This window comes from Silvibacterium sp. (assembly GCF_047605705.1).
Lineage (GTDB): Bacteria > Acidobacteriota > Terriglobia > Terriglobales > Acidobacteriaceae > Silvibacterium.
The window spans coordinates 1-19,030 of the sequence record NZ_JASGFD010000071.1 but is presented as its reverse complement, the minus strand read 5'-3'; the positions used below and the strand labels follow the sequence as shown (position 1 = coordinate 19,030).

19 protein-coding genes, 1 pseudogene and 1 riboswitch are annotated in these 19,030 nt (G+C 61.0%); of the genes and pseudogenes, 6 read left to right on the top strand and 14 right to left on the bottom strand.

Annotated elements, in window-relative coordinates; translation table 11 throughout:
- Positions 1-43: 43 nt before the first annotated feature.
- The 5 genes and pseudogenes from QM649_RS18425 to QM649_RS18405 form a co-directional block, all read right to left on the bottom strand.
- A pseudogene (locus QM649_RS18425) lies at positions 44-1,345 on the bottom strand (ribonuclease J); the annotation flags it as partial.
- A gap of 143 nt (positions 1,346-1,488) precedes the next feature.
- Positions 1,489-1,836 carry a hypothetical protein gene (locus QM649_RS18420; protein WP_415200540.1) on the bottom strand — a complete coding sequence of 116 codons (348 nt, stop codon included), beginning with the start codon at positions 1,834-1,836 and terminating at the stop codon, positions 1,489-1,491.
- A 150-nt stretch (positions 1,837-1,986) separates the two neighbouring features.
- Positions 1,987-3,552 (bottom strand): diguanylate cyclase, encoded by a 1,566-nt coding sequence (locus QM649_RS18415; RefSeq protein WP_415200539.1) that lies wholly within the window; start codon positions 3,550-3,552, stop codon positions 1,987-1,989.
- 145 nt (positions 3,553-3,697) lie between these two features.
- Complete coding sequence (locus QM649_RS18410; protein ID WP_415200538.1) at positions 3,698-4,741, bottom strand: LLM class flavin-dependent oxidoreductase; 1,044 nt, start codon at positions 4,739-4,741, stop codon at positions 3,698-3,700.
- Between the two features lie 106 nt (positions 4,742-4,847).
- Positions 4,848-5,735, bottom strand: a complete 888-nt coding sequence (locus QM649_RS18405) for an MBL fold metallo-hydrolase (protein ID WP_415200537.1) — start codon at positions 5,733-5,735, stop codon at positions 4,848-4,850.
- Between the two features lie 306 nt (positions 5,736-6,041).
- Here QM649_RS18405 and phoU point away from each other — a divergent pair, with 306 nt between their 5' ends.
- The gene (gene phoU, locus QM649_RS18400) at positions 6,042-6,713 is read left to right on the top strand and encodes a phosphate signaling complex protein PhoU (RefSeq protein ID WP_415200536.1); all 672 of its coding nucleotides are present in this window, start codon (positions 6,042-6,044) and stop codon (positions 6,711-6,713) included.
- 260 nt (positions 6,714-6,973) lie between these two features.
- Positions 6,974-7,822, top strand: a complete 849-nt coding sequence (gene folD, locus QM649_RS18395; protein WP_415200535.1) for a bifunctional methylenetetrahydrofolate dehydrogenase/methenyltetrahydrofolate cyclohydrolase FolD — start codon at positions 6,974-6,976, stop codon at positions 7,820-7,822.
- A 124-nt stretch (positions 7,823-7,946) separates the two neighbouring features.
- Here the strand turns inward: folD and crcB are convergent, their stop codons facing one another.
- The gene (gene crcB, locus QM649_RS18390; protein WP_415200534.1) at positions 7,947-8,330 is read right to left on the bottom strand and encodes a fluoride efflux transporter CrcB; all 384 of its coding nucleotides are present in this window, start codon (positions 8,328-8,330) and stop codon (positions 7,947-7,949) included.
- A gap of 41 nt (positions 8,331-8,371) precedes the next feature.
- A riboswitch (Fluoride riboswitch) is annotated at positions 8,372-8,454 on the bottom strand.
- Positions 8,455-8,591: 137 nt separating this feature from the next.
- Between crcB and QM649_RS18385 the strand changes: the two genes are divergently transcribed.
- Entirely contained in the window at positions 8,592-9,230 is a 639-nt protein-coding gene (locus QM649_RS18385) for a YceI family protein (RefSeq protein WP_415200533.1), read from the top strand.
- 158 nt (positions 9,231-9,388) lie between these two features.
- Here QM649_RS18385 and QM649_RS18380 read toward each other — a convergent pair whose 3' ends face one another.
- Positions 9,389-9,661: a hypothetical protein gene (locus QM649_RS18380; protein ID WP_415200532.1), complete on the bottom strand. Its 273-nt coding sequence runs from the start codon at positions 9,659-9,661 to the stop codon at positions 9,389-9,391.
- A gap of 250 nt (positions 9,662-9,911) precedes the next feature.
- On the opposite strand from QM649_RS18380, the gene QM649_RS18375 reads away from it, so the two are divergent.
- Positions 9,912-10,400, top strand: coding sequence for a ComEA family DNA-binding protein (locus QM649_RS18375; protein WP_415200531.1), 489 nt, complete (start codon positions 9,912-9,914; stop codon positions 10,398-10,400).
- A gap of 169 nt (positions 10,401-10,569) precedes the next feature.
- Complete coding sequence (locus QM649_RS18370) at positions 10,570-10,938, top strand: HesB/IscA family protein (protein WP_415200530.1); 369 nt, start codon at positions 10,570-10,572, stop codon at positions 10,936-10,938.
- Positions 10,939-11,068: 130 nt separating this feature from the next.
- On the opposite strand, the gene QM649_RS18365 is transcribed toward QM649_RS18370, so the two are convergent.
- From QM649_RS18365 to nrdR, 3 genes are all read right to left on the bottom strand, one after another.
- A complete protein-coding gene (locus QM649_RS18365; RefSeq protein WP_415200529.1) occupies positions 11,069-11,839 on the bottom strand; it encodes a carboxypeptidase regulatory-like domain-containing protein in 771 nt (256 codons plus the stop codon).
- Positions 11,840-11,931: 92 nt separating this feature from the next.
- Complete coding sequence (locus QM649_RS18360) at positions 11,932-12,942, bottom strand: isocitrate dehydrogenase (NAD(+)) (RefSeq protein ID WP_415200528.1); 1,011 nt, start codon at positions 12,940-12,942, stop codon at positions 11,932-11,934.
- 5 nt (positions 12,943-12,947) lie between these two features.
- Positions 12,948-13,463: a transcriptional regulator NrdR gene (gene nrdR, locus QM649_RS18355; protein ID WP_415200527.1), complete on the bottom strand. Its 516-nt coding sequence runs from the start codon at positions 13,461-13,463 to the stop codon at positions 12,948-12,950.
- 212 nt (positions 13,464-13,675) lie between these two features.
- Between nrdR and QM649_RS18350 the strand changes: the two genes are divergently transcribed.
- On the top strand, positions 13,676-14,134 hold the full coding sequence (locus tag QM649_RS18350; protein ID WP_415200526.1) for a DUF1440 domain-containing protein: 459 nt from the start codon (positions 13,676-13,678) through the stop codon (positions 14,132-14,134).
- 71 nt (positions 14,135-14,205) lie between these two features.
- On the opposite strand, the gene QM649_RS18345 is transcribed toward QM649_RS18350, so the two are convergent.
- The 4 genes from QM649_RS18345 to QM649_RS18330 all read right to left on the bottom strand — a co-directional run.
- Positions 14,206-14,670: a VOC family protein gene (locus tag QM649_RS18345; RefSeq protein WP_415200525.1), complete on the bottom strand. Its 465-nt coding sequence runs from the start codon at positions 14,668-14,670 to the stop codon at positions 14,206-14,208.
- Positions 14,671-14,728: 58 nt separating this feature from the next.
- A complete protein-coding gene (locus tag QM649_RS18340; RefSeq protein ID WP_415200524.1) occupies positions 14,729-17,146 on the bottom strand; it encodes a M1 family metallopeptidase in 2,418 nt (805 codons plus the stop codon).
- 140 nt (positions 17,147-17,286) lie between these two features.
- On the bottom strand, positions 17,287-18,357 hold the full coding sequence (locus tag QM649_RS18335) for a lysylphosphatidylglycerol synthase transmembrane domain-containing protein (protein WP_415200523.1): 1,071 nt from the start codon (positions 18,355-18,357) through the stop codon (positions 17,287-17,289).
- 143 nt (positions 18,358-18,500) lie between these two features.
- Positions 18,501-19,030, bottom strand: a 530-nt coding sequence (locus QM649_RS18330) for a transglycosylase SLT domain-containing protein (protein ID WP_415200522.1), incomplete at its 5' end; no start/stop codon positions are given.

The window sequence follows — 19,030 nt, the reverse complement described above, 5'->3', positions numbered from 1 at the left end:
GTGAATGCGAATGCCTGACATCTGCATCAGATTTTACGAATCATACCTTCCCGCTGCGCACCGCGCTCTCGCCATCCAGCTCGAGCACGTCTCCATCTTCGATGACGATTGCTTCCTTCACCACGCCGGTGTTCTTCGCCAGCTCGGCATGCTTCTTCAGGTTGCGATAGTCGCCGTGTACCGGGATGAAGAACTTCGGGCGCAGCAGGTTGATCATCAGCCGCTGCTCTTCCTGGCTGGCGTGGCCGCTTACGTGGATCAGGCCGTTTGAGCCGTCGTCGAAGATCACCTGCGCATCGCGGCGGTAGAGATGGTCGATCACGCGGCCGATGCTCTTCTCGTTGCCGGGGATGACACGCGAGCTCAGCAGCACCGTGTCGCCCGTCTGGATGCGCGCATGCTTGTGGTTGTCCACCGAGGCGCGGCTCAGCGCGCTCATCGGCTCGCCCTGCGTGCCGCTGATGAGGATCATCATGTTCTCGGGCGCGTAGTCGTTGATCTGGCCCGGATGCACGATGAGTCCCTGCGGCACATCGATGTAGCCGAGGTCCTGCGCAATCTCAGAGGACTCGACCATCGAGCGGCCGAGGATCGCTACCTTGCGGTTATGCTGCTGTGCAAGCTCGAGCGCGATGCGGATCCGGTAGATTGACGACGAGAAGCAGCTGAAAAAGAGCTTGCGCTTGGTGCGCGAGAAGATCTCGTCCAGGCGCGGACGCACGCTCCACTCGCCCGGCGTGTAACCAGGGCGATCGACGTTGGTCGAGTCCTGCAGCAGCGCGAGGATGCCGCGCTTGCCGTACTCCGCAAATTTGTGCAGATCGATTGCCTTGCCGTCCGGCGGCGAGAAATCGATCTTGAAGTCGCCCGTGTGCACGACGACGCCAACCGGCGTCTCGATGGCCAGCGCGACGCAGTCGACCAGGCTGTGCGTGACGCGGATCGGCTCAACCGTGAACGGTCCGAGGTGGAACTTCACCCCGGGCAAAATCTCGATCAGCTCCGTGTCGTCGAGCATCTTGTGCTCGTCCAGCTTGCCTTCCACGTAGGCCAGCGTGAATTCCGTCGCGTAGACCGGGACATTTAGCTCGGACAGGATCCACGGCAGGCCGCCGATGTGATCCTCATGCCCGTGGGTCAGGACGATGCCGCGTACATGTTCGCGATTCTCAACGAGGTAGGAGATGTCGGGGACGACGATATCCACGCCCAGAAGTTCCGTTTCAGGGAACATCAGGCCGGCATCGATAACGAGAATGTCGTCCTTGTAGCGGAGGGCGAGGCAGTTCATGCCGAATTCGCCGAGACCGCCCAGCGGTATGATTTGGAGCTTTGCGTCAGCCATTGGAAACTTTGATCGTAGCAGGAGCGTTGCCACGTTCAAAACCGGGGTAGGGAATTGCAGGGCTGGCGAGAGAGGATAGCGGGCGGCTGCCAGGGAAGCAGCCGCCCGCTGAATGTCATCCGATGGAATCGGAATCAGCCGTCCTAGTAAGGACGAGGACCGGGACCACCGTGCATGATGTGCTGCCAGCCCACCTGGTAACCCTGCCGGAAGGCGTCGCGATAATCGTGGCGGAAGCGGCCAGGAACGTCCGGATGCCGGAATTCGTCGCGGTTTTCCGGACTCGGCGGCCGATGGTTCTCGAAGTCGCGGCGAGCGCCCTCGATGCCGTCGCGGAATCCCTTGCGCTGGAAGTCGCTGTACGCCGAAGGAGGCGCATCCCATCCGCCGGCGCCCGGAGGCGGCGGAGGTGGGGGACCCTGGGCAATCGTCACGCACGGAGCTGCCAGGGCCAATGCCAGTGTGGGGATGGCAAGTTTTCTGAGATTCATCGTATTTCCTCCGAGGAACTACGATGTCGGGCGCGCGGGCAGCGTTGTCCCGAAGGCGCACTTCACAGAATCCGGAGTGGGTTTCTGCCCTTTACGCGCACAAAGTAAAAGTCTTAGCGCAGGATTGCGGAAATTCACGGGAAATCATCTTCAGGACAACCCTGGAACAGTTTCCTCTATTGCGTCGGGGACGATTGCCTCGTCCAGCCACAGAATGACGCGGTTCCGCCCTTCTCGCTTGGCCTGGTAGAGCGCCGTATCCGCGGAACGGATCAGCCTGGAGGGCTGTGTCTCCGGGGCCGGCTCCAACGTAGCTACGCCGATGCTTATGCTCACATGGCCGAGTGGGCTCTTGGCATGGAGAATTCCCGCGTTCTGCACCGCCTGATGGAACCGCTCGGCGATCTTCACTGTCCCCTCGTCGTGCGTGCCGGGCAGCAGCACGGCAAACTCCTCGCCGCCGTAGCGGGCCACAAGATCGGTTCCACGCTGTACTGCTCCCCGCAGGAGCGATGCAACCAGCGAGAGGCATTCGTCGCCTGCAATGTGGCCGTAGTGGTCGTTATAGGCCTTGAAGTGGTCGATATCGATCATCAGCAGTGACAGGCTGCCCTGTTCGCGGACAGCCCGGTTCCACTCACGCTGCAGTTCACGGTCGAAGGTGCGGCGATTCATGGTGCCGGTCATATGGTCGATCGCCGCGAGTTCGTCAGCCTTGCGGTAGGCCTGGGTGATCTCCTCCTGCAGCCGGTCTCGCTCGCCCAGAGCCGTCGCAACCGAGTAGACCGTTACCAGCAGCGCGCCGAGGAAGAGTTGCAGGAAGGCGATGCTGTGGATCAGCGAACCATGGTGAATCAGGGTGAAGGGGCCCTGGCCCAGCACCGTAAAGTAGGAGCCCGTGATCGCGATCAGGAAGATCGCGATGGCGCCACCCGCGATGCGCAGCCGGAAGGTCAGCATCAGTACAGGCGGCAGCAGCACGAATGCGAGGGGATATTCCCACTGCGCGAAGACCAGCACACTTAGGGCAAGGATCGCCATGAGCATGATGATGGTGCGCCTGCGCTGTCCGGCGCGGATCAGGGACGCGAGGTCGCGTGGCTGGAGGGCAAGGCATAAGGGCGTCATGATGGCAATGCCCAGTGCGTCGCCCGAAAACCAGTTCCAGAGAGAAATCAGCCGGAATGGCGTGCCCTGGAACAGATGCAGCAGCTGGACAAAGGCCGCGGACGTCGCCGGTGCGAGCAGCACTCCGCAAAGCAGAAACTGTTGCATGGTCCGCGGCTTTCCAAGGTCGGACGGTTGCGTGCAGTCCCCGCGCAGCAGATAGGCGGCGACGGTGATCTCGATTACATTCGCGATGGAAAACCCGTACGCAAACACGCCCTCGAAATGGAATGCCTGGTGTACGCAGATGTTGGCGATAAAGCTCGCGGCCAGATATCCGGCCCAGGAGGAGCGCGGAGATGTGAGCAGGATGGCCAGCAGGATACCGTTGGCGGGCCAGACAATGTCCGCCTGGGCGGACGTATGTCCCAGCCACAGTCCGGCGTATCCAGCGAAGAAGCAGGCGATCCCGGCGGAAAACCACCGCAGAAAGAGCGGCCAGTAATCAGAGATGCCCCAGGGACGGCGGGAACCAGGAAGCAGACCGGGATTTTTGCCGAAAGGGGGCCGCAGAAACTCGAGCAGCCTCGATTCGTGAGGAGTGTGCATCCGAACTGCGCCTCCGCCTGCGACCACGTATAAGCCCGTGATAACAGAGCAAACTACCAGGGAATTGCTCTGTTATCGCAGGATACTGAAAGATCGCCAGCCGGGGCATAACTCATTCGAGTTATAAGACTAAAGGTGACATCACCTATGATGTTACTGTTCCCTCAAGCTCTGGAACTTTCGTCCCGAGGCCTGCGATCTCTGCGAGTAGCTCATAGGAGCGCAGACGTGCCTGGAACTCGTATGGGTTGGTCGCAATGATCAGTTCATCGACCTGGGTGCGGTCGAGGAATAGCTCAAGCTTGCCGTGAACCGTCTCCGGGGAACCGACCACCGCGGCACGGAACTTGGCCTCCACGGTCGATTGCTCCAGGGCGTTCCAGTCCAGCGAGCGCACCGGCGGGACCAGCGGTCCCGGATGGTTGCGGATCAGGTTCAGGAACATCTGTTGCGGCGTGGTCGCCAGGTATTCTGCTTCCTCGTCCGTATCAGCAACCATCACCGGGATGCCGGCCATGGTGTACGGACGATCCAAAATCGCGGACGGCCGGAAGCTGCGCCGGTAAAGCTCGAGCGCCGCCAGTAGGTTATCCGGCTGGAAATGGGCAGCGAAGGCAAAGGGCAGGCCCAGTTCGCCGGCCAGCGCTGCGTTAAAGCCGCTCGAGCCAAGCAGCCAGATCGGCACATTCGCGCCTGCTCCCGGATAGGCCGTTACCGCCTGACCCGGCTTTGCGGGAGCCAGGTAGCCGCGAAGCTCTTCGAGCAATTGTGGGAAGTCATCGCCATTCGGACGGAAATCCTTGCGCATGGCGCGCGCCACGGCATAGTCGCCGCCCGGTGCGCGGCCCAGTCCCAGGTCGATCCGGCCGGGAAACAGCGTCTCAAGCGTCCCGAACTGCTCGGCGATGATGTACGGCGAGTGATTCGGCAGCATGATGCCGCCCGAACCGACGCGGATCGTGCTCGTCGCATTGGCCACGTGCCCGATCAGCACCGCCGTCGCTGCTGAGGCTACGCCCGAAATATTGTGGTGCTCGGCCAGCCAGAAGCGCTTGTAGCCCAGCGTTTCCGCGTGGCGGGCCAGGGCCACGGAATTCTCATAGGCTTCGGCAATGGTGCCTCCCTGGCGGATGTGGGCGAGGTCGAGGATCGAAAGCGGAGTAGCGGCAAGCCGGGAGTTCTGGGTCATGGATGTCTCGGTCGGGCGGTAGCCCTGATCTCTATTAGAGATGACCGGGCAGCCTGCAAAGACTCAGGCCGCCCGGCCTGCTGTGACTGAGGACACATCGCATCGCTTAGAGAAGCGCCGGCGACCAGCGCTCGATTTGCGGCGCGTAGTGATCACCTTCGCGGCGAATGCGCAGAAATCCGGGAAATCCGATGTGCATGCCGCCGATCAGCAGGTTCTCGTTGGCGGCTCGTTCGAGAATCTGCCGGCGCGTTGCCTCAGCCTGTTTCGCATCGACGTCGAAATTCAGCGTGGTCTCGGGCCGGGGAATCTGGATCTCCGGATAGTGAACGATATCGCCCCAGATCAACAGGCTCTCGCCCTCGGACACAATCGTATATCCGCAGTGTCCGGGTGTATGCCCCGGCAAGGGTTCGGTGGAGATGCCGGGCAGAACTTCTCCCGCCGAAACGATCCTCAACGCGGAGCGGTATGCCTCGAAGACTCGAAGCGCCAGGGCCCGGCAGGAAACAAGGTGCTGCCGCTCCGGGCCGAAGTTCGCCGCGTCGCTCCAGAACTGGAACTCTTTCTCGTGCAAAACCACCTCAGCGTGCGGGAAGACCGCTGCGCCATCAGCGGAGAGCAGTCCTCCGATGTGGTCGGGATGGGCATGGGTGAGGAGAACCGTGTCAATTTGCGACGGCTCGACGCCTACAGCCTGCAGCGCGGAAAGAAGATAGCCGCCGGTGCCAAGGATATTCGCATCGCCGCTGTCGATCAGCGTCGTCTGCCGTCCATCCTGGACCAGAAACGCATGAACGGGCATTCGTGCAACGGGAGGAAGTCCCGCGGCACGCAGCAGGTCTTCGGCTTCGGCCTGGGAGATGACGCCAGGGCTGAAAACATCGAAGGAGAACTCTTCGGAACCGTCATGGAGTACCGTGACGACTGTGCTTCCAATCCTGCGCCGGTAAACGGCCGGGGCCTGCTGTGAGGGAATCGCGGTAGTCTTCAATGTTGCTCCATCGAATCGCTTTTCAGGATCTCCGCCTCAGAAAGGCGACGATTGGATTGGATCGATGTGAAGTGCGCAAGGATTCGGCAGAAGATTCACTCTTATCGTTTCTCAACAAACTGCCGATGCTGCCCATCCGTTCGCGGAGTGTGAAACCCGGGCGGAAGGAACGCTGCGGCGCCAAGACCCGAAGTGACCGTCGGCATGGCGAAGGTACCGCTTTGACTTGCCACAATTCCATTCTCCCGCAATTATTTGCGAATCTTTTACATCGCTTCAGGCACAATGCAAGTTGGAGAGATCGATTTGCCGCGGATTCACTTTCATCAGCAGCTCGCGGAGCTGAAGGACAAGCTCCTGGCCATGGCCGCCCTCGCACAGCAGGCGGTCGAGTCGGCCGTTGACGCCTACGTGCAGCGCGACGAAGGCATCTGCCAGTACGTCCGCGAGAACGAAACAGCGATCAATGCCGCTCAGCGCGAAGTCGACGAGATGGCCTACGAACTGCTCGCCAAAGAGCAACCCATGGCAATCGACCTGCGCTTCATCCTGGCGGTTATCAAGATCAATGGCGACCTCGAGCGCATCGGTGATCAGGCCATGAGCATTGCCATCCGCACCCGGGAGCTGATCGATCAGCCCGCGGTTGCTCTTCCTGTCGATATCGAAGGTATGGGCAGCTATGCCTCGCGCATGATCCGCGCCTCGATCCAGTCTCTGCTCGAAGGCGACTGCAAGGTGGCCGAATCGGTGCGCGATATGGACGACGAAATTGACCAGATGAACCGCGAAGCCCGCAGCGGCCTCACCGCGATTATCCAGAAGCAGCCGGATCTGGCCGAGCATGCGCTCCAGACCATCATGATGTCGCGCAGCCTCGAGCGCATCGCCGATCACGCCACCAACATCGCCACCGACGTGATCTTCTGGATCCGCGGCGCAGATGTCCGCCATCAACTCAGCACCGCCATCGACTAGATCTTCAAGAGATAGATTGCCATTCCGGCCGAAGCGAGACGGTAGTTTCGTCTCGCGCAGCGTAGGAACCTCGTTTTCTTTCAACAGACGAAGCAAAGGGTGCCCTATTCAAGCTTTGCTTGGGCGGGGAGCTAAGAACCCTTTGCACTGGAATGCATTCGGCAGAGGCTCAAATCCTCTTACTTCTCCATCCATACCAAAATCCTGCCTGAAGGAGCCTCCAGTCAGGCTCGCGCCGCGAGCCATTACACTAAAGCTCTATGGCTGGATTCGTACTGGACGGCAAGGCGTACGCCAAGGAGCTCGAAGGTGAGCTGCTGGCGCGGGTGGAGCGTTGGAAAGAACAGACGGGAAGCGAGCCGCCGATCCTGGCGACCATTCTCGTCGGTGCGGATCCGGCTTCGGCAACCTACGTAAAGATGAAGGGCAATGCCTGTCGCCGCGTCGGCATGGAGTCGCTCTCGATCGCGCTTCCGGAAGAGACGACGACCGAGCAGCTGCTGACCGTCATCGATGACCTGAACGCGAATCCCCGCGTGCGCGGCATCCTGCTGCAGCACCCTGTTCCGCACCAGATCGACGAGCGCGCCTGTTTCGACCGCATCGCCATCGACAAGGATGTGGACGGCGTTACCAGCCACGGTTTCGGCCGCATGGCCATGGATGAGCCCGCCTACGGCTCGGCGACCCCGGCCGGAATCATGCGCCTGCTCAAGCACTACAAGGTCGCCATCGAAGGCAAGGAGGCCGTGGTCGTGGGACGGAGCCCCATCCTCGGCAAGCCCATGGCCATGATGCTTCTCGGCGCGAACGCGACCGTCACCATCTGCCACTCCCGCACGAAAAACCTGGCCGAGATCGTCAAGCGTGCCGAGATCGTCGTCGGAGCGGTCGGCAAGCCGGAGTTCATCAAGGCGGACTGGATCCGCGATGGCGCCGTGGTGGTCGACGCCGGTTACCATCCCGGCGGTGTCGGCGATATCGAACTTGGTCCGGTGATCGAGCGCTGCACGGCGTATACCCCGGTCCCGGGAGGCGTCGGTCCCATGACCATCGCCACGCTCATCGCGCAGACGGTCGAGTCCGCGGAAAAAGACCTGAAGAAGTAGAAAAGCAGCTGGTCGGCAGTCAGGCAAAACGACAGCCAGTGGGGCATTTGTCCTGCTGGCTGTTTTCTTTCGAGATGGGGAATTGCGGGCATCCTACGTTTTGTCGTTGAGACGTGGGAAAGCATCATCCGACCGGCGCGAAGTAGTTCGCAGCTGAAGTGCCCAGCCAGACCCCCGCATAGCCAAGAATCACCGAGCCTGCGATGTAGAGCAGCGCCATTCCCGCCTGCCCATTCTGCGCCAGCCGCAGCGTCTCGTATTCAAAGGTGGAAAACGTGGTGTAAGCCCCAATAAAGCCGACGGGGATGGCCATCCGCCAGGCGGGCGAGAGGTTCATGCGTGCATCGAAATAGGTAAGCGCGAAGCCGATGAGGAAGCAGCCGGTAAGGTTGATCACAAAGGTGCCGTAGGGGAAGCGCGTGCCCATGCGCTCGTAGATCCAGAGGCCCACCAGGTAGCGAGCCAGCGAGCCGAGAGCGCCGCCAAGGGCAATCCACAGATACTTCACGAGTCCTCCTGTCGCTCGCGCGCGGAACATGTCCACAGCGCTGAAGTGCAGGAGTCATTGGCGTATCCGGAATGTCGGCCCGGGACGCGGTTGGGAAAAGGCGAACTCCACCGCCCGGATTCAGCATCGCGGCAGAGACAGGGTAACGTCAAGCGCCTCACCGCCCAGCCGTTTCCCTATCGTGCTGTCTATAGTTTCTGGATGCGCCGTCCACAGTCTCAGATGGCCGCCGTGCCGCGGGATGCATCTCACCGGAAAGTTATGAAAGCCTATCGGACATTTCTGCTTCTGCTGGCATTTGGCGGCGTCACCTTTCTGAGCTCCGCTGGCCAGACTCCAGCCTCCGTCAAAACCCCGGCATCCGGCAACGCTTCAGGGCAGCCCGTGCCGCAGAAGATTACCGTCCATCTCGATCCCGCGAAAACCGAGATTCACTGGACCGTCTCGACGGCGCTGCATACCGTGCATGGAACCTTCTCCCTCAAAGGGGGCCTGATCACCATCGACCCCTCTACCGGCGAAGCACAGGGAGAAGTCATCGTCGAAACGGCGAGCGGCCAGAGCGGCAACAAGTCTCGCGACGCAAAGATGCAGAAGGAGATCCTCGAGTCGGAGAAGTATCCCGAGGCCATCTTTCATCCGGAGAAGGTCACCGGTTCGCTGCGTACAGGCTCACAGCAGAAGATCAGCATCGGTGGCCTCTTCACCATTCATGGCGGCGACCATCCGCTCACGCTCGAAATGGACATTGACATGAAGGGCAGCGATGCCACAGCGACTACGCACTTCGCAGTGCCGTATGTGCAGTGGGGCATGAAAGACCCCAGCAGCTTCTTCACGCACGTCTCCAAGGAGGTCAAGGTGGACGTGGCGGCGCGGGGTACCGTCGACGGCGTGTAAGAAACCCTTTGCAAAGCGCGGAGGAGGGACCTGCAGTTGCGATTTGATCCATGAAGACGTATCGAATCGAATGGCCGAACTGCAGGTTTCTCCGGGTGCGCGAGGCGAAGCAGCGGCTTCGCTGCGGTTGAGACGGCAATATCCCCTTTACTACAGCCTTACATCAGGTGCCGGACAGCGTCCCAGACGTAAATACCCAGGATGCAGGCCGAGAGTACGCAGGTCGCCCCGGTCGCCATGCGGACGAACGGGTTGATCTTGGTAACTCTCTCCAGGATCTCGGTCTGTTGTTTTTCCTGATGGCTGGCCGCTGCGTCGAGAAAAATCTGGTCCTCTTCGTAGCGGGTGATCGTGCCTCTGTAGGCAAGGAGGATGAGCATGACAGCTGTGACTCCGGCCCATACGATCCACAGAACAGGCATGATGCTCATGGAGCACCTCAAGGATTCGAATTTGAGCCGGCTCCAGATACCGAGCGGGTCCGGTTTCCCGGGCTCGGGGGGTAGGAGGGGCCGTTCGCGAAGCATCATAGTCCTCACGCATCCCTCTGAACAGGGCTCCGGTCACAAACCTTTTCAAATCTGTGAACCAATGTGGCAACCCCCGCGAATTGAATCGATTCCATAGGTGTGTCAGGCAGCGGGCTCTGAAAGCCGGCGGCGCACAAGGGGGATTGGTTCGATGATCGAGTTGAGTGCGGTGCAGAAGCGGCTGTGGAAGGAATTTCTGGTGTTGGCCGGGACGGTGGTCGTTGCGGCTGTCGCGGTGGTCTGGATGAGCGGCTGCGATTCGGCTCCGAAGAGCGATCAGCAGCTGCGCGAACAGGCCGCGCAAACTACGGCCCAGGCCAAACAGGATGCGCAACAGGCTGCGGCCAACGCTCGTGTGGCGGCCGCCGAGGCCGAGCGCAAGGTGAATGACATCGCCGCAGGCGTAAAAGATGGCCTGCACAACGGCAATCCCGGACCGGGCGCGAAGCCCGCGGCCGGAGTGCTCAACATCAATACCGCCAGCGCGGACGATCTGTCGGCTCTGCCTGGAATCTCCCCGGCGCGGGCACGGCGCATTGTGGCGAACCGGCCCTATGACACCCCCCATCAGCTGGTGAGCAAAGGACTGGTTTCCGAGGCCGAATACCAGCAGATTTCCAGCCAGATTGTCGCGCAATAAGCCTCAAAACGGTTATTCGGGAAAAACAGGTCTCATTGAGTCGTTCGACGGCGGGACACATCTAACGTTTTGAAGGGCCCGTAACGAAGAAAGTGCCTTGTGCCCTCTTCCAGCCGGGCGATACACTGAGTAGACAGAGTTTTTGGAGTCACCCCAGGAGATTTTGCCCATGGCCACCGCTACCGCAGTTCCCGAATCCACGCAGATCAAAGCCCCGCTGTCGCTGACACCCAGCGCCGTGGTCAAGGTTCGCGAGATTATGGCTACCCAGGACCCGCTGCCGGCCGGTCTTCGCATCGGCGTGGTGGGCGGCGGATGTTCGGGTTTCCAGTATTCGATGTCCTTTGAGAATCAGTCCGGCATGATGGACAAGGTTCTTACCTTCGACGGCCTGAAGGTCTTTGTCGACGCCACCTCGGCCATGTATCTGAATGGCTGCGTGGTCGACTACGTCGAGACCCTCGAGGCGGCAGGCTTCAAGTTCGAGAACCCCACCGTGAAGAGCACCTGCGGTTGCGGCTCGTCCTTCAGCGTCTAATCTCTTTAAGATCAACGTTCCGTGCCTGGCACGATGAGAAAGGCCCTCGCTTCGGCGAGGGCCTTTCGTTTTCGGCGCCAATCTTAAAGGGTGCCTAGGTCTCGCCTCTGAGACGTGGGCACCCGACAGGCTATTTCGCTGTTCCAGTCCCGCTGAAAGTGAAATCCGCCGTCGCCGTCTGTTGCGAGGCGACCGTCACCGTGGCTGTCTGCTTACCGAGCACCTCATGCACGGCCTCGATCGTGTACGTGCCGGCAGGCAATCCATGAATTGTGAAATGGCCATCCGCGTCCGACACCGCGTAAAACGGGTTGTCGACGACGTTGATAAAGGCCTCCATCCAGGGATGGTTGTTGCAGCGCACCGGAATCATCAGCTCGGGAGCCGCCAGCACGCGAACATCTCCGGCCGTGTCGTTGGGGGCCTGCGAGATATCGGCTGCCTGATTCGTGCCGAGCGTCGGCGTCATGTGGACGTTGTGCATGGTGCTGTCGCTGTTGGTGAACCTGATCGGCTGGCCCACGCGCACGCCGACGACGTGCGGCGTGTAGCGGCAGCCCTTCTGGTCCATGACGACAGGCGTGGTCGGGATCGCATACAGCTTGTCGCCCAGACCGCTCTTCACATACAGGAAGACGTTGGCAAGCCCTCCGTTATGAATCACATACTGTTCGGTCAGGTTGGAATCCGCCATGGAGCAGACCGGGTCCTGGCCCATATCGATTGGAATCCGGGCCGGCGGCACGCCCTGGTAGTGAATGGTGCCGGAGATGGTGCCGGCGGTGGCTGTGTCGATGGCAACGTAGTTCTGGGCGGGAGCGGCAGGGCCCGACTTCTTGCAGCCGATGCCGGCAAGTGTCAGAGCCGAAAGCAGGATTACGGCTGTTTGCTTCAAGGACATGGTTTCACCGTCAGCCTTCCGAAAGCCTTCAACAAAAAGATAACGCGCCCCGGCCACATCCTTTTGGGAATGTGGCCGGGGCGCGCAGGGGTTTAGAGAGCCGCGATGACGGCGTCGGCGAAGGCCGTGGTGCCGGCGGTGCCGTGGACGTCGCGGGTCAGTGTCTTCTTCTCGGAGTAAACCTTCTCGATCGCAGCCTGGATGCGGTTGGCGGCATCGGTTTCGTCGAGGTGGTGGAGCATCAGCACAGCCGACTGCAGCAGGGCGGTCGGGTTGGCGATGTCCTTGCCGGCGATGTCCGGCGCGGAGCCGTGGACCGCTTCGAAGATCGCCGCTTCATGGCCGAGGTTCGCACCCGGGACGAGGCCCAGGCCTCCGACGAAGGCTGCGCACAGATCGCTGACGATATCGCCGTACAGGTTCTCGAGCAGCAGCATGTCGTACTGGTACGGGTTCGTCACCAGCTGCATGCAGGTGTTGTCGACAATGTGCTCGCCGTAGGTGATGTCCGGGAAATCCTTCGAGACATTCTTCGAGCAGCGGATGAACAGGCCATCCGAGAGCTTCATGATATTGGCCTTGTGGATCGCGTGAATCTTCTTGCGGCCATGCTTCTGGGCGTACTCGAAGGCGAACTTGGCGATGCGGGTCGACGCCTTTTCGGTGACGATCTTGATAGCTTCGACGACACCGGGCACAACCTCGTGCTCGAGACCGACGTAGAGGCCTTCCGTGTTCTCACGGATGATGATCAGGTCGACGCCGGGGTAGCGGGTCTCGAGGCCGGGCAGGTTCTTGATCGGGCGGAAGTTGGCGAAGAGCTCGAACTTCTTGCGCAGGGTCACGTTGATCGAGGGGAAACCACCGCCCACGGGCGTGGTCACAGGGCCCTTCAGGGCCACCTTGTTGCGCTCGATCGACTCGTACAGAGCCTTGGGAATGTACTCCTGGTACTTCTCGAAGGCCTCCGCGCCGGCCGCGTAGGTCTCCCAGTCAAACTTGACGCCCGAGGCCTCAAGGATACGGACAACTGCATTCGAAACTTCCGGGCCGATTCCGTCGCCGGGGATCAGCGTAACTTTGTGCGTTTTCTGAGTGGTCATAATTCTTAGGCTTTCTCGGCCGGGGGGAGGCCGGGCTGCGCGGCGGCCCTGGCCTTGCGGCCCGGCTGCTCACGGGTAAGGAGCTGCTCGAGCTCCTCCTTGAATTCGCGGACATCCTTGAAGTCGCGATAAACGCTGGCGAAGCGGATGTAGGCGACCGTGTCCAGCGCCTTGAGCCGCCCCATCAGCAGCTCGCCGATCTCGCTCGTGGTGCGCTCGCGCTCGGGGGATTCGGTCAGGTAGGATTCCGTCTCGTCGACCAGCGTCTCCAGCGTGCCCGCGGAGATGGGCCGCTTTTCGCAGGCGTGTAGCAGGCCGGAGAGCACCTTCTGGCGCTCGAACTTCTCCCGCCGTCCGTCCTTCTTCACGACCATGTAGGGGATCTCGTCGATGCGCTCGTAGGTGGTGAAGCGCTTCGTGCAGCGCTCACACTCGCGTCGACGTCGGATGGAATCGGCTTCTTTGCTTTCGCGCGAGTCGATCACGCGGTCTTGCGTGAACCCGCAGTAGGGACACTTCATGTCGTTATCTCTCGATCTTACCAGCCGGACTGGCCGTCCAGGCATATGCCTCCGGCTCCCGCTCCCTTTGGTCGCGCTTCGCATCCGTACGGTGGCCGATTCAAGCCTGTTGTTGGCTTGAGTAGGGAAGCGCAGTCCTGTGGGATCGTGCCAGCCGCGTTTTTCGCGTGGCCTGCGCTTCAACGGCTGGCCGAGCCGCATCTATGAGAGACATGAGCAGAGAACGATCCATTCTGAAGGGCGCAATGGCGGGCATGATTGGCGGCCTCGCCGGAGCTGGAGCCAAGGTGCTCGCTGAAAAGCTCTTTCCCCCTCGCATTGAAGGACAGGTCCCGCCGCCAGTCGTGCTGGCCGAGCAGGTCGCAGGACATCCGCTGCCCCCGGCCGGACAGCAGGCTGCGATGCAGAGCATTCACTGGACCTTCGGTGCGACCGCAGGCGCCATCTACGGCGCGCTCGTCGAGATGGAGCCCTCGCTCGGCGCATGGAAGGGCGCGGCCTTCGGCCTCACGCTGAACAAGCTTACGCATGAGTCGATCCTGCCGAAGATGGGTCTCGCCTCGCCGAAGGAAGAGCAGCCGGCGCAGGAGCGCATCAGCGAATGGGTAACGCACGCGGTCTACGGTATCTTTACAGACGCGGTGCGGCGCGCGGTGCGGAAGAATCTCTAAACAAAGGGATACAGCTTAAGAAACAGCTACGACGGCCCGATGGCCGCAGTTTTCCTTTGCTATTGCCGTGCTTAGCTCTGTTGTGCGGCGGCTTCGAGTGCCTTTATATCTAGCTTGATCATTCCCATCATTGCTTCCATTGCCTTGGGATGCCGGATCAGCTCGCCGATGTTCCGCGGCACAATCTGCCAGCACAGGCCGAAGCGGTCGGTGAGCCAGCCGCAGGCCATGGTTTTGCCGCCCTCCAGCAGCTTGTCCCAGTAGCCGTCGATCTCCTCCTGCGAGTCGCAGCGGATGAAGAACGAGAAGGCCGGGTTGAGCCGGTATGCCGGGCCGCCATTGAGGAAGACCATCTCCTGCTCTTCGATCTCGATGGTGATGGTGGCAATCTTTCCTGCCGGCCACGGGCCGACGCCTTTGGAGCGCACTTCGTCGAGCTTGCGGGCGTGCGGAAAAACGCTCAGGTAAAACTCCGCGGCTTCTTCGGCGTTGTCTTCGAACCAGAGAAAGGGCGCAAGCTTTTTCATGGCTGGCATCGTACCAGCCATGGGGCGACTTCGGCACGGACTTACCGGCTCATGCCCTGCCGGAAAGTCAGTCCTGCGTGCTGAGCACGTCGTAGTTGTAATTGATGAGCAGACGTTTGATGCCGATCTTCGACTGCCCCATGCTGAACTGCTTGCTGACGGTGGTATTCCCGACAACCGTGGCGTTCCCGATGCGGATCACACGGCCGTCGTTCAGCTCGGCATAGACAGGAATCAGCATGCGGAAGGACGCGTCGACGTTGCTCTGCGTGAGGCTGAAGCTGGCCATGATGCGATCGGGACCGGGCTTGAGTTCACTGGTAAATGCGTAGTGCGGCAGCGCCGTGCCATAAACGTATTCGTTGAAGAACCAGTCGAGGCGATGATTCCCGTCCAGATCCATCGACGGCGGCAGGTGCTTTTCGAGCACGGCTTTGAAGTCCTCGGTGGTCGCTGGCTGAGAGCGATAGGTGTTGATGAAGTCTTGCATGGTCTGTTGAAACCACGCGTCTCCGGTCTTCGGACTCCACCCCATCAGGCGGATCATATGCAGGATGTATGCGCCCTTGGGATAGACCAGGTCTTGGTAGACATTTTCGCCGGACTTCGAGTTCACGAGTCGGTAGCCCATAGTCACAGGGCCTACATCGATGGGACGAAAGCCTTCCTTGTTCTTCTCGATGAGCAAACGCCGCTGCTGTTGCCAGAAGTCACGATATTCGTGATCGGTCTTGTTCACAACTTGCAGGAAGATCGAAGCAGAGAAGTCTGCGAAGCCTTCGCTCATCCACTGGTCGCGATAGCTGCGGAAGCTCACGGTCTGCCCCCACCACTGGTGCGCGACTTCATGCGGCGTGACGACCTTCCAGTACATGTGGTCTGAGTCGAGGCCGAGTACATGCTGCACCGTGCCGTCCCAGAAGCCGCAGATCGGCAGGTAGACGAGCATCGGCCAGCTCTGCCCATAGTTGCATGCAGACTGCTGTGTTAGCGCGAGACGGTGGTATGGCAGAGGGCCGAAGTATTGCGAATAGACTTGCAAGGCTACCGCGCCCTGTGCGAGAGCGGGCTTGAGCATGGGCGTAGTATCCATAGAGCCAAGCACGGAGCCGCCCGATCCGCGAATGGCGTTGAAGCTGTCAGGAAGGCCGTCGTTTGCATAGGCATCGACCGTGAAACCGTCTTTCAGCGTTGCATCCTGCTCCCTGAAGCGACCGAGGTTGAAGCCTGCCACCGGGATCGGTTCATCCGTGGTCCATTCCGAGTCGCTCTCGTTTGTACTCGGCTTGCGTGCTGGCGTGCCGGTGGCCACCATCTCGATAGTCTTTGGTACGTGAAAGAGCATATGGAAGGTCGCGTAGCTGCTCAGGCCGCTTTTCGCCGAGTTGGGATACCAGCTCTCACGCGCTGCACTGATGAGGTAGTAGTTGCCTGTTCCTTCATTCACCACCACGTCCTTCCCGCTGTAGGTGATGCGCAGCTGCGTGGTCTGGTTCTTCTTCATGGCCGCTGGCAGGATGACGGCAAAGTCAGGTTCGGCGTCCTTGTCCTCCTGGATGTAATCGAGCTGTGTGCCGTCCGTATTCTGCACGCCGGAGACTCGCAGCGTGGAGTAGAGGCGCATCGGCAGCACTGCGGTTCCGTCCGCCTGGATGTGCACGGTGACCTTCGCCGTGGCGCTGAGCATGCCGTTCTTTGCGATGGTGGTGTCGAGGTCTTCGTGGTCGATGGAGTAGCTGTCGTTGGCTTCGTTGCCGTTGGGAATGCCGTCGCGATACTCATCCTGATAGTGGAAGGCCGCCCAGATGCCGTTGCGGTTATCGTTCCACGTCATCAGCTCGACCTCTTCAGGCGCGACGCCGACCGCGCCGCCAGGATCAACGATGTAGAGCATCTTCGATGCGTACTTTTTTCCGTCGATCGAGGCGAGGAAGAAGCCGCCAGGTGCGGGGCTCGTCACGTCTTCGAGCAGCCGCGCATCCAGGTTCCAGTGCAGGTCGGTACGCAGAGCCTTCGCAAACTGCTGGCCGTCGGAGGTCATGGCAGGCTGTGCCGCGCCTTTGCCGGCCGCGGCCTTGCGGATCTCGGCCGCGGTGTCGTCGCTGAATCGCAGCACCGCGGTGGTGAAGGTCTCATCGAGCTCGGGCTGCCTGGTCAGCAGCGCTATGCTGCGCTTCTCCTCTGCGCTGGGCGGCACCATGTGCAGCTCGCCCTGCCCGCGAAAGACCGCGCCGGTGATCTTGCCGTTCACCTCGCCGTAGAACGCGAAGCTACCGGAATGGAAGGTGAAGACGCCGGCATCGCGCTTCAGCGTGAACTCCTTCACTTCAACAGTTTCACCGCCGGGGAGCAGATGCCGGAGCTGCTGATAGAGTCCGTTGCCGTTAGCCGGCCGCGGCGCAGTCTGCGCGGAGGAGACGGGTATGAAGCTCGTGAGGGCAGACAGAACGAAGGCAGAAAGGCGTACAGAAAAGCGAGCAGACATGAAGGGTCGATCCAGGAACCTGCTTGGGAGTCTGCCGTATTATGCACAGAATAGGAGAGCGCTGCGAGCAGAAAAAATCCCGGCCGCGGAGCGCGGAATGTACGCGCCTGCAGCCGGGATTTCCCTGCGTTACGGTTAGGCTATTCCGCCGCTTCCTGCACTGGCGCGGTCAGCGATTCGACCCCGACCTTTTCGCTCTCTTCGGAAATTTCTTTCAGCGAAACATGCTCCACCTGCGCCCAGACCAGGCCCAGCGGGATCACGCTCATGAAGGTGACGATCAGCAGCACGGCGCCGCAGCCCACGGCCGGCTCCGGTGCGACATTGAAGATCGCCTTCAGGCCCATCGCCGTGAAGGCAATCTGCGTGAACCAGCCCACGATCGGGAGCTGCAGCATCGACGAGCCCATGCTCCACGCCATCAGGAGCATGCATTTCGCGAGCGTCATCGTCGCCAGTTGCGGCGTCGCGACAAAGGCCCGGGTCGTCTCGAGATAGGCATAGATGATCATCAGCCAGTGAATGATCGAGACACCGAAGATCGCCAGAAAGTCGCCCAGCGAGCTGATCACGTTCAGGCCGTCGCGGAAGTCCAGAATCTTCTCGCTCGCGCTCTCGCCGAGGCTCTTTGAAAACATGCCCAGGCCTTTACCCACGACAGCGGCGACCACTTTTCCGGCGACACGCGCAAGGATCGCGAAGATCGCCAGTGCGAACGTCCCAAGCAGGCCGCCCAGCGCGGCCTTGTGGATCAGGTCCGGACGCGGCAGGTTGGCGCGATCCGGCGAAAAGAGCAGCACCACTGAGAAGATCAGCGCCAGGCAGCCGAAATCGAACATGCGCTCGACCGTGTAGACGCCCACCTGGGAGCTGAGCGGCAGCTGCGTCCGCTTGGAAACGAGATAGGGACGAACAAGGTCGGCAAGGCGGCCGAAGAGTGCGACGGCGGTAAAGCCGATGACCTGTGAGCCAACCAGCTTGAGGGGTGAGACCTTCTTCGTAGGCTTCAGAAAGAGAGACCAGCGGACGGCGCGCACGCCGTAGGCCAGCCAGATCAGCGCAATCCCGATCCCGATCCTGCGCCAGTCGGCCAGTTTCAGCTGCTCGCCGAAGTTATGCCAGTCGAAGTGCATGCGGTCGCGGAAGGCATAGGCAAGCACGCCCAGCACAACCGCCAGGACCGCGAAAAGAATCCAGCGCTTATTCTTCAAACAATCGGTCTCCCAGGGCCTTAGGCCGGAAAGAAACTTGGATGCATGGGAATTGCGAGCGCCCTGCGGTCCTGTTTCTACCGGTTCCGGCTGGTCTATTGTATGCGGGGGATAGGTGCGGGGGAATAAATGCTCCGCCTGGTTTACTTCGTGCCGAGGCTCGCAGCCGGATTCTCCATCCGGCTCGCTACCTGAGTCACGGAACGGGCGGCAGAGCGGGCCGCGGCCTGGCGCAGGGCCACGCGGCGGTTGAATTCATGGATGACGCGGGCCACGTAGGCGCGGGTCTCGGCATAGGGCGGAATGCCATGCCAGCGGTCGACGGCTCCTGGTCCGGCATTATATGCAGCCAGGGCCAGGGGCAGGTTGTCGTGGTAGCGGTGCAGCAGCGCATCGAGATAAGCCGTGCCGCCGTCCACGTTCTGCGCCGGGGCGAAGGCGTCGGAAATGCCAAGTTCGCTTGCGGTGCCGGGCATCAGCTGCATAAGTCCCCGCGCGCCGGTACGGCTTACTGCGTGGGTCTGGCCGCCGCTCTCCTGCTTGATGACGGCTGCCAGCAGGTCGACATCGAGATCGTGCGTTTGTCCGGGAGCAGCCAGTAGCTTCTGGATCTCCGGCAGGTTGAACGGGAAGGTCGACGCATAGACGCTCGAGCAGCCGGTGGCGTTGGCGA

Excerpts from the sequence above, each read along its gene's own strand:
- QM649_RS18410 (WP_415200538.1), bottom strand. The coding sequence starts at position 4,741 with ATGACCCAGAACTCCCGGCTTGCCGCTACTCCGCTTTCGATCCTCGAC.
- QM649_RS18420 (WP_415200540.1), bottom strand. The coding sequence starts at position 1,836 with ATGAATCTCAGAAAACTTGCCATCCCCACACTGGCATTGGCCCTGGCA.
- QM649_RS18415 (WP_415200539.1), bottom strand. The coding sequence starts at position 3,552 with ATGCACACTCCTCACGAATCGAGGCTGCTCGAGTTTCTGCGGCCCCCT.
- nrdR (WP_415200527.1), bottom strand. The coding sequence starts at position 13,463 with ATGAAGTGTCCCTACTGCGGGTTCACGCAAGACCGCGTGATCGACTCG.
- QM649_RS18350 (WP_415200526.1), top strand. The coding sequence starts at position 13,676 with ATGAGCAGAGAACGATCCATTCTGAAGGGCGCAATGGCGGGCATGATT.
- QM649_RS18340 (WP_415200524.1), bottom strand. The coding sequence starts at position 17,146 with ATGTCTGCTCGCTTTTCTGTACGCCTTTCTGCCTTCGTTCTGTCTGCC.
- QM649_RS18365 (WP_415200529.1), bottom strand. The coding sequence starts at position 11,839 with ATGTCCTTGAAGCAAACAGCCGTAATCCTGCTTTCGGCTCTGACACTT.
- QM649_RS18375 (WP_415200531.1), top strand. The coding sequence starts at position 9,912 with ATGATCGAGTTGAGTGCGGTGCAGAAGCGGCTGTGGAAGGAATTTCTG.
- QM649_RS18385 (WP_415200533.1), top strand. The coding sequence starts at position 8,592 with ATGAAAGCCTATCGGACATTTCTGCTTCTGCTGGCATTTGGCGGCGTC.
- QM649_RS18380 (WP_415200532.1), bottom strand. The coding sequence starts at position 9,661 with ATGAGCATCATGCCTGTTCTGTGGATCGTATGGGCCGGAGTCACAGCT.
- folD (WP_415200535.1), top strand. The coding sequence starts at position 6,974 with ATGGCTGGATTCGTACTGGACGGCAAGGCGTACGCCAAGGAGCTCGAA.
- QM649_RS18345 (WP_415200525.1), bottom strand. The coding sequence starts at position 14,670 with ATGCCAGCCATGAAAAAGCTTGCGCCCTTTCTCTGGTTCGAAGACAAC.
- QM649_RS18370 (WP_415200530.1), top strand. The coding sequence starts at position 10,570 with ATGGCCACCGCTACCGCAGTTCCCGAATCCACGCAGATCAAAGCCCCG.
- QM649_RS18360 (WP_415200528.1), bottom strand. The coding sequence starts at position 12,942 with ATGACCACTCAGAAAACGCACAAAGTTACGCTGATCCCCGGCGACGGA.